We start from the raw sequence: 8,610 nt of genomic DNA, 5'->3' as shown, positions 1-8,610 counted from the left end.
GGCGTGACGCGGATGACCCACCGCCGCACCCTGCGCGATCTGCAGCCGAGCCTCATCGGGTGAGGTGAGGGGGGGGGATGCCGCGGCATCCGCCCGATCAGAGCGAGATCTCGGCGATCGTCTCGCCGAACTCGGTCTCGCCCACGGGGGTGAAGCCGACGCGGCGGAAGAAGGCCTCGGGGCCGCCGTCGCCCGGCTCGTAGATGACGGTGAGACGGCTCGAGCCGCGCGTGCGCGCCTCGGCGAGCAGGCCGTCGACGGCGAACCGCCCGATGCCCTTGCCCTGGTCGTCGGCGTCGACGTTGATGCGCCAGAGCACCGAGCGGAAGTGGTCCTGGAGGGCGTCCGGGTCGAAGTTGCCGCTCACGAAACCGACCACATCGTCACCCTCGAGCACGACGCGCTGCCAGGTGGTGGTGGGGTTCACGACGGTCGCGGCGATGCCGTAGCTCACCGGTGCGAGGAACTGCTCCTGCCCGGGTTTCAGCGACAGACTGTTCACGGCCACGATGGTGGCGGCGGAGAGCTCTTCCAGACGGAGGTCGGCCATGGTCACAGGCTAGCCCCTGTGCGGGTGCGTCCCAACGCCTGTGTGCGAACCTCACAAGAAGCCCATGGATGCCGCCGCCACCGGGGGTCGCGGCATCCATGAATTCTCTTGATATCGAGATACTTTCTCCGTGCGATAGGCTGGTCCGCGGTCTGAGAAGCGCACGAGAAGTGAGGATCCACCGGTGGAGAAGATCAAGGTCGAGGGAACGGTCGTCGAGCTCGATGGCGACGAGATGACCCGCATCATCTGGCAGTTCATCAAGGACTCCCTCATCCACCCGTACCTCGATGTGAACCTCGAGTACTACGACCTCGGCATCGAGCACCGCGATGCGACCGACGACCAGGTCACGATCGACGCGGCGCACGCGATCCAGAAGCACGGCGTGGGCGTCAAGTGCGCCACCATCACCCCCGACGAGGCCCGCGTCGAGGAGTTCGGCCTGAAGAAGATGTGGAAGTCGCCCAACGGCACCATCCGCAACATCCTCGGTGGCGTGATCTTCCGCGAGCCGATCATCATCTCCAACATCCCGCGCCTCGTGCCGGGCTGGAACAAGCCGATCATCATCGGCCGCCACGCCTTCGGCGACCAGTACCGCGCGACCGACTTCCGCTTCGCCGGCAAGGGCACGCTGACCGTCGAGTTCACGCCCGAGGACGGCAGCGAGCCGCTGAAGTTCGAGGTCTACCAGGCGCCCGGCGACGGCGTCGCCCAGGTGCAGTACAACCTCGACGCGTCGATCCGCGACTTCGCCCGCGCCTCGCTGAACTACGGTCTCGCGCGCAAGTTCCCGGTCTACCTCTCGACCAAGAACACGATCCTGAAGGCCTACGACGGCCGCTTCAAGGACCTGTTCCAGGAGGTCTACGACGCCGAGTTCAAGCAGGCGTTCGAGGCCGAGGGACTGCACTACGAGCACCGCCTCATCGACGACATGGTCGCTTCCTCGCTCAAGTGGGAGGGCGGCTACGTCTGGGCGTGCAAGAACTACGACGGCGACGTGCAGTCCGACACCGTCGCGCAGGGCTTCGGCTCGCTGGGCCTCATGACCTCCGTGCTCACCACCCCCGACGGCAAGATCGTCGAGGCGGAGGCCGCGCACGGCACCGTGACGCGTCACTACCGCCAGCACCAGCAGGGCAAGCCCACCTCCACCAACCCGATCGCCTCGATCTTCGCGTGGACGCGCGGCCTGCAGCACCGTGGCGTGCTCGACGGCAACCAGCCCCTCATCGAGTTCGCGGCCACCCTCGAGGACGTCGTGATCACCACGGTCGAGTCGGGCGCCATGACCAAGGACCTCGCGATGCTCGTCGGCCCTGAGCAGGCCTGGCAGACCACCGAGGACTTCCTCTCGACGATCGACGCGAACCTCAAGGCGCGCCTGGGCGCCTGAGACGTCACGACGAAGGGGGCGGATGCTGCGGCATCCGCCCCCTTCGTCGTGTCAGGGGTCGTCCCGGGCTCAGTAGTGCACGCTGACCTGCGTGCCGATCGGCGCCCAGGTGTAGACGAACTTCGCGTCGGGGATGCGCATGTTCACGCAGCCGTGGCTGACGCCGCGGATGCCGAACTCGTTGTGCCAGTAGGCGCCGTGCAGCGCCTCGTCCCCGTTGTAGTAGGAGACCCACGGCACGTTCTTGGTGCAATAGGTCGAGGTCGCCGTGCACCCCATGTCCTGGAGTGCGATGTGCGCGTAGATGCGGAAGTTGCCCGTCGAGGTCGGCGTGGACGGCTTGCCGGGGGAGACCGGGTAGCTCGCGACGACCTGCCCGTTCTCGTAGAGCGTCGTGGTGAGGGTGGTCAGGTTGACGTCGATGTTGCGGCTCACCGTCTCGGTCTGGAACGCGGTCTCGGCGACCTGGAGACGGTAGACGCCGGCGTCGGGGGATGTGGTGGCCGACCCGAGCTGCGACGCGAAGGCGGCGGCGATGCCGGTGGTGTCGCCGATCGAGCGGCCATTCGTGCCGTCGTTCTCGGTGCCCAGCTGCTTGCCCTGGAGGTCGGTGATGATCTTGGCGTTGACGGGCGCGGTGTCGACCGCCGCGGCGAGTCCGTCGACGGCCTTCTGGATGCCGGTGCGGTCGGCGGTCACCGTGAGGGCGCCGTTCGCGTCGCTCACCGTCAGCCACGAGGCGACCGTCGCGGCGTCGAGCGGGACCGTGCGCTCCTCGCCGACGTAGAAGCCGGCCGTGGAGAGCACATGGTTGAGGTTCGAGGCCACGGCGGTGGCGGCATCCGTCGTCACCGCGGGGCTGAGCGGCACGCGCTGGCCCGCGATCGTCGTCGATGAGCGACCGTCGGTGAAGGCGCTCACGAGGGCGGCCGTCACGGCGGTCGCGTCGAGGCCGGAGCCTGCGACCGCCGGGGTCACGGTGTACGCGCCGGATGCGCTGTCGAAGCCGACCGATGCATCGGTCGGCTCGGTGTTCTGGTCGGGGGCCGCGGCCGCGAGCACCTTGTGCACGGCTGCCGCGTCGACGGTCACGTCGACCGCGACCGGGGTGCCGTTCCACTGGGTGACGTTCCAGGCGGGGCGGGTCTCGAACACCGACGAGGCGATCTCGGTGGCGTTCACCGTCGCACCCAGATCGGCACCGGTGACCGAGACGGTGCCCGCCGACGTCGTGATGTCGACCGTGGTCTCGGCGAGTCGCTGGGTGATGGCGGCGGCGGCGGACCCCGGCGTCATCCCGCCGACGGTGACACCGGCGACGGCGGTGCCCGGAGCGATGAGCACGAGCGATGCGGCGACGACCGCGACGACGGCGAGCGCGACGGCCGGCGCACCGATCCACCAGCCCAGGCGACGGCGCGCACGCGGCGGCTCGGCCGGCGCCCAGGCGTACTCGGGCTCCGGCGTGTGCGCGGACTCGTCGGACATCGGCAACCCCCTGCGATTCGTGCCTCCATGGTACGCGTGGGGCTGGAGGGGAAATGCCCGGTGAGGTCACATTCGCATCACACCGGGCAGGGGGTCAGGACACGCCGCAGACCTCGCCGAACCGCCCGAGCGCGCCCTGCATGTCGGCGGAGAGTCCGGCGAGGTCGTCGAGCTTGCTCGCGTCGCCGGCGGCCATCGCGGTCATGGCGTCGCCGACCGACGCGTAGAGCTCGATGAGCGGCACCACGGCCGCCGCGACCGCGTCGTTCGTGATCTGCGGCTGGGTGTCGCGCAGCCGCGCCGAGGCGTCGGCGAGAGCGGATGCCGCGGCCTGCGCGTCGCTCTGCTCGGAGACTCCGCTCCCCACATCGGCGATCGTCGACGCGACGAGCGCGCAGGCCTCGGCGGTCGACTGGCCCTCGTCGCCGGGCTGGTCGACAGCGGTGCCGGAAGAGGCGGGCGCCGCGGTTCCGGTGCACCCGGCGGCGAGGAGGGCGACCACGAGGAGGAGTGCGGCGACCGCGCCGTTGCGGGCGCCGCGGCGGGGGGAAGCGGGCATGTCTCTGACCTCCAGACCGGGTCAGGCTACGGGCTCGCGCGGGAGGGTGTGCATCGTTCCCCACAGGCCCGTGGCGCCGGCACGGCCACGTAACGGTTGTGTTAATCGTCGGCGGCGCGGGAAGGAAATGCTTGCGTCAAGTTTGTTCGTAAGGTGTACTAACAAACATGACGACGACGGATGTCCCGCGCAGCCCCTCCGGGCACGAGGGAGCAAGTGCTCTCGCCTTCGCCCCCGGTCGTGCCCTCCGGTCGGGCGTCAAAGTGCTCCCCGAGCACGCGCGCGCCCACAATCGATCCCTCGTCCTCCAGACGCTCTACCACCAGGGCGCGATGAGCCGGGCCGACCTCTCGCGGGAGACCGGCCTCACCCGCGTCACCATCTCCGACCTCGTCGCCGAGCTCATCGGCGACGGGCTCATGATCGAGAAGGGCGTGCGGGAGGACTCCCGGCCCGGAAAGCCCGCGATCCTCGTCGACATCCACCGCGACGGGCACCGCATCGTCGGCCTCGACCTCTCCGGTGCCGACGTCTTCCTCGGTGCGGTGCTCACCCTCGACGGCGACATCGTCGCGCGCGCCGAGCGGCCGCATCCGTCCGACCCCGCCGAGGTGCTCCCCACCGTCATCGACCTCGCCCGCCAGCTCGTCGGCGAGGCCCACGCTCCCGTGCTCGGCGTCGGCGTCGGCACCCCGGGCGTCGTCGACGACCGCGGCGCCGTGCTCACCGCCCCCAACCTCGGATGGGCCGGCTTCGACCTCGAGGGCGCCCTGAACGCCGCCCTCGACCTGCCCGTGCTCGTCGCCAACGACGCGAACGCCGCCGTGCTCGCCGAGTACACGTTCGGCGGCGCGGGCGACGACGTGCTGCTGGTCAAGGTCGGACGCGGTGTCGGCTCGGGACTGCTCGCGGGGGGTCAGCCCATGCGCGGCGCCCGCTTCGCCGCGGGCGAGCTCGGGCACGTCACCGTCGGCACCGATGGCGGCCCCGTGTGCGCGTGCGGCAAGGTCGGCTGCCTCGAGGCGTGGCTCGCCGTGCCCGCGATCGAGGCGCGCATCGCCGCCGACCCGGCCGCGGGCGACACCGTGCTGCGTGAGGCGGGCGAACGGCTCGGCATCGCGCTCGCCCCCGTCGTCGGGGTGCTCGACCTGTCGGAGATCGTGCTCTCCGGCCCCACTGAACTCCTCGGCGGTGTGCTTGCGCAGGCCACCGCCGAGGCCCTCCGCACCCGAACGCTCGCGCCCTTCCATGAGGGCGTGCGGGTGCGGATGACGGCGCAAGGCGCGGACATCGTCCTGCGCGGCGCCGCCGTCATGGTGCTGACCGCCCGGCTCGGAGTCTCGTAGCCGGCGGTCGACCAGGAAGCAGGCGGCATCCGTCGCCATCACCCACCACACCAGAGAGAACACAGAAGGACACCCATGAAGAAGTCCCTCGGAGCGGTCGCCCTCCTCGGCGCCGCGGCCCTCGCGCTCAGCGGCTGCGCCGGCAGCGGCAGCGGCGGGTCGACCTCCAGCGGCCCTGCGCAGATCCGCGTCTGGCTCGTCGGAACGGACACCCCCCAGGAAGCCCGCGATTACCTCGTGAAGACGTTCGAGGCGCAGAACCCCGGTTCGACGCTCGTCATCGAACAGCAGCAGTGGACGGGCCTCGTCGACAAGCTCACCACGAGCCTGTCGTCGAACGACACCCCCGACATCGTCGAGATGGGCAACACCCAGGCCGCCGCCTTCACCTCGAGCGGCGCCCTCGCCTCGCTCGACGACATCAAGGACCAGCTGGGCGGCAGCGATCTGCTCCCCGGCTTCGTCGAGGCCGGGACGTACGACGGCACGCTCTACGCCGCCCCGTACTACTCCGGTGCCCGCGTCGTGTTCTACAACACGGCCCAGTACCAGCAGGCGGGCGTGTCAGTGCCGACGACGCTCGATCAGTACATCTCGAACGCGCAGACCCTCGCCCAGAAGCTCCCGGGCGTCTCGGGCGTGTACTTCCCCGGGAAGGACTGGTACAACGCGCTGCCGTTCATCTGGGCCAACGGCGGCGACATCGCCACGCAGGACTCGAGCGGCAAGTGGACCGCCCAGTTCGAGAGCGACGCGTCGGTGAAGGGCCTCCAGCAGGTGCAGGAGCTCATGAAGACCTCGCTCGCCCCCAAGGACGGCGACGAGACCGACGGCTGGGTGCCCTTCCGCACCGAGAAGGCCGCGACCTACTCCGCCCCCAGCTGGGCGTACTGGTCGATCGTCGCCGACGAGAACAAGGCGCCCACGGCTCTCGCCAACACGACCGGCTACTTCGCCCTCCCGGGCGCCGGCGGCGGTGTCGCCCCCGTCTTCGCGGGCGGCTCGAACATCGGCATCGCCGCGAAGTCGCAGCACCAGGACCTGGCCAAGAAGGCGCTCGAGATCATGCTCGGCACCGACTACCAGGGCCTGCTCGCCAAGGCGGGGCTCGTGCCGGCGCGCACGTCGCTCGGCGGCCAGGTCGCCGCGGCCACGCCCGAGCTCGCGAAGGTGATCGCCTCGGCGGCCGCCAACGCGAAGCTCACCCCGGCCTCGCCCAAGTGGGCGGACGTCGAGGCCAAGGGCATCCTCCAGGACTTCTTCGTGCAGCTGGCCAACGGCGGCGACGCGAAGACCCTGGCGACCGCGCTCGACCAGCAGATCGACAGCATCCTCAACGGATGACCCACCCCGGGGCGCCCCGCATCGCGGGGCGCCCCGTTCCCTGCCCGGATTCCCCCCGACCCCCGACGAGAGGAGGCGCGCGATGACCACCCAGCTCGCCCCGACGGTGACGGATGCCGCGTCCGGCGGCTCCGCCCGCCCCGCGCCGCCCGTCCGGCGCCGCCGTTCCCGCACCCCGTGGGTGCTGCTGCTGCCGGCGTTCATCATGCTGGCCGTGTTCATCGGCTGGCCGCTGGTGCAGTTGATCGTGATGTCGTTCCAGAAGTTCGGGCGCGAGCAGATCTTCGGGAAGCCGCCGCTGTTCGTCGGCCTCGAGAACTACGCGCGGGTGCTCAGCGACCCCGAGTTCTGGACCGTGCTCGCCCGCAGCGTCGTGCTGTGCGTGGTGAGCGTGGCGGCCACCATGATCCTCGGCGTGCTAATCGCGGTGCTCATGACGAAGCTGCGCGCGGTCATGCGCACCGCCGTCTCGGTGGCGCTGCTGCTCGCCTGGGCGATGCCGGCCCTCACCGCCACGATCGTGTGGGGCTGGATCTTCGACACCCAGTACGGTCTCGTGAACTGGGTGCTCACCCGGGTGACGGGCCAGGACTGGACCGGCCACAGCTGGCTGATCGACCCGGTGAGCTTCTTCACCGTCGCCGCCATCATCATCACGTGGGGCGCCGTGCCCTTCGTCGCCTTCACCGTCTATGCCGGTCTCACCCAGGTGCCCGACGAGGTGCTCGAGGCCGCCGCGCTCGACGGGGCCGGCGGGCTCCAGCGGTTCCGCCTCGTGGTCTTCCCCTACCTCCGCTCGATCCTCACGGTGCTGCTGATCCTGCAGATCATCTGGGATCTGCGCGTGTTCGCGCAGATCTACGCCCTGCAGACCGTGGGCGGCGTGCGCGCCGACACCAACACGATCGGCGTCTACATCTACAGCGTCTCGATGGCCTCGGGCGACCTCGGCGCGGGCGGGGCTATCAGCGTCATCCTCGTCGTCATCATGCTCGCCCTCTCGGCGTACTACATCCGCTCCATGCTCAAGGAGGACCGCGCGTGAGCGCCCTCGCCCGCCGACGCACCTCCCGCGTGCTGTTGAACGCCGCCGCGGTCGTCGTGATCGCGTTCTCGATCTTCCCCGTCTACTGGATGGTCAACACCTCGCTGCTGCCGGGGTCCGCCATCAAGAGCGACACCCCGCACCTGTGGCCCGACCTGTTCACGGTGCAGAACTACGTCACCGCGCTCGGCTCCAGCGGCTTCGGCGCGGCCCTGCTCACGAGCGTCGTCGTGACGGTCGTGACGGTCGCCGCCGCCCTCGTCTTCGCCTTCCTCGCGGCGATCGTGCTGTCGCGGTTCCGCTTCCGCGGGCGCACCGCGATCATCGTGACGGTGCTCGTCGTGCAGATGATCCCTGCGGAGTCGATGATCATCTCGACCTTCCGCGTGCTCGACGGCTGGCACCTCGTGAACACGATGATCGGGCTGTCGCTCGTCTACATCGCGCTCGTGCTGCCGTTCACGATCTGGACCCTGCGGGGGTTCGTCGCCGGCATTCCCGCCGACCTCGAGGAGGCGGCGATGATCGACGGCTGCAGCCGTACCGGCGCGTTCTGGCGGGTGACGTTCCCCCTGCTCGCCCCGGGTCTCGTCGCCACCGGCGTGTTCGCGTTCATCCAGGCGTGGAACGAGTTCGTGTTCGCGCTCGTGATCATGACCCGCCCCGAATCCCAGACGCTGCCGATCTGGCTGCGCAGCTTCGTGCAGGCCACGAAGGCGACCGACTGGTCGGTCGTGATGGCCGCCTCCACGCTCATGGCGATCCCCGTGATCGTGTTCTTCCTGATCGTGCAGCGGCGCATGGCCGCGGGCCTCGTGTCGGGGGCGGTCAAGGGATGACCCGGATGCCGCGCAGCGCCCCTCCCCGCGGGGGAGG

Annotated in this window: 8 protein-coding genes; 5 read left to right on the top strand and 3 right to left on the bottom strand. The window is 70.0% G+C overall.

Annotated elements, in window-relative coordinates; translation table 11 throughout:
* Positions 1-97: 97 nt before the first annotated feature.
* Positions 98-550, bottom strand: a complete 453-nt coding sequence (locus FFS51_RS10405) for a GNAT family N-acetyltransferase (protein WP_137878295.1) — start codon at positions 548-550, stop codon at positions 98-100.
* A gap of 184 nt (positions 551-734) precedes the next feature.
* Here FFS51_RS10405 and FFS51_RS10400 point away from each other — a divergent pair, with 184 nt between their 5' ends.
* Positions 735-1,952 carry an NADP-dependent isocitrate dehydrogenase gene (locus FFS51_RS10400; RefSeq protein WP_045245731.1) on the top strand — a complete coding sequence of 406 codons (1,218 nt, stop codon included), beginning with the start codon at positions 735-737 and terminating at the stop codon, positions 1,950-1,952.
* A gap of 69 nt (positions 1,953-2,021) precedes the next feature.
* Here FFS51_RS10400 and FFS51_RS10395 read toward each other — a convergent pair whose 3' ends face one another.
* Together FFS51_RS10395 and FFS51_RS10390 are read right to left on the bottom strand one after the other, a co-directional pair.
* Positions 2,022-3,440 carry a L,D-transpeptidase family protein gene (locus FFS51_RS10395; RefSeq protein WP_137878294.1) on the bottom strand — a complete coding sequence of 473 codons (1,419 nt, stop codon included), beginning with the start codon at positions 3,438-3,440 and terminating at the stop codon, positions 2,022-2,024.
* Positions 3,441-3,534: 94 nt separating this feature from the next.
* A complete protein-coding gene (locus FFS51_RS10390; protein ID WP_137878293.1) occupies positions 3,535-3,999 on the bottom strand; it encodes a hypothetical protein in 465 nt (154 codons plus the stop codon).
* Positions 4,000-4,166: 167 nt separating this feature from the next.
* On the opposite strand from FFS51_RS10390, the gene FFS51_RS10385 reads away from it, so the two are divergent.
* From FFS51_RS10385 to FFS51_RS10370, 4 genes are all read left to right on the top strand, one after another.
* Complete coding sequence (locus FFS51_RS10385; protein WP_137878292.1) at positions 4,167-5,345, top strand: ROK family transcriptional regulator; 1,179 nt, start codon at positions 4,167-4,169, stop codon at positions 5,343-5,345.
* Between the two features lie 75 nt (positions 5,346-5,420).
* Positions 5,421-6,689, top strand: coding sequence for an extracellular solute-binding protein (locus FFS51_RS10380; protein WP_056207861.1), 1,269 nt, complete (start codon positions 5,421-5,423; stop codon positions 6,687-6,689).
* A gap of 82 nt (positions 6,690-6,771) precedes the next feature.
* Positions 6,772-7,734: a carbohydrate ABC transporter permease gene (locus FFS51_RS10375; protein ID WP_137878291.1), complete on the top strand. Its 963-nt coding sequence runs from the start codon at positions 6,772-6,774 to the stop codon at positions 7,732-7,734.
* Complete coding sequence (locus tag FFS51_RS10370; RefSeq protein WP_137878290.1) at positions 7,731-8,573, top strand: carbohydrate ABC transporter permease; 843 nt, start codon at positions 7,731-7,733, stop codon at positions 8,571-8,573. The genes FFS51_RS10375 and FFS51_RS10370 overlap by 4 nt, the downstream gene beginning before the upstream one ends.
* Positions 8,574-8,610 lie beyond the last annotated feature (37 nt).

The organism is Microbacterium sp. 4NA327F11, from assembly GCF_005503465.1.
In the GTDB taxonomy this organism is placed as follows: domain Bacteria; phylum Actinomycetota; class Actinomycetes; order Actinomycetales; family Microbacteriaceae; genus Microbacterium; species Microbacterium ginsengisoli.
The sequence above is the reverse complement of the archived record's forward strand: the minus strand, read 5'-3'. Positions and strand labels throughout refer to the sequence as shown.

What these genes read in the sequence shown, in the direction of transcription:
- FFS51_RS10405 (WP_137878295.1), bottom strand. Translation starts at nt 550, where the DNA reads ATGGCCGACCTCCGTCTGGAAGAGCTCTCCGCCGCCACCATCGTGGCC.
- FFS51_RS10395 (WP_137878294.1), bottom strand. Translation starts at nt 3,440, where the DNA reads ATGTCCGACGAGTCCGCGCACACGCCGGAGCCCGAGTACGCCTGGGCG.
- FFS51_RS10390 (WP_137878293.1), bottom strand. Translation starts at nt 3,999, where the DNA reads ATGCCCGCTTCCCCCCGCCGCGGCGCCCGCAACGGCGCGGTCGCCGCA.
- FFS51_RS10385 (WP_137878292.1), top strand. Translation starts at nt 4,167, where the DNA reads ATGACGACGACGGATGTCCCGCGCAGCCCCTCCGGGCACGAGGGAGCA.
- FFS51_RS10380 (WP_056207861.1), top strand. Translation starts at nt 5,421, where the DNA reads ATGAAGAAGTCCCTCGGAGCGGTCGCCCTCCTCGGCGCCGCGGCCCTC.
- FFS51_RS10375 (WP_137878291.1), top strand. Translation starts at nt 6,772, where the DNA reads ATGACCACCCAGCTCGCCCCGACGGTGACGGATGCCGCGTCCGGCGGC.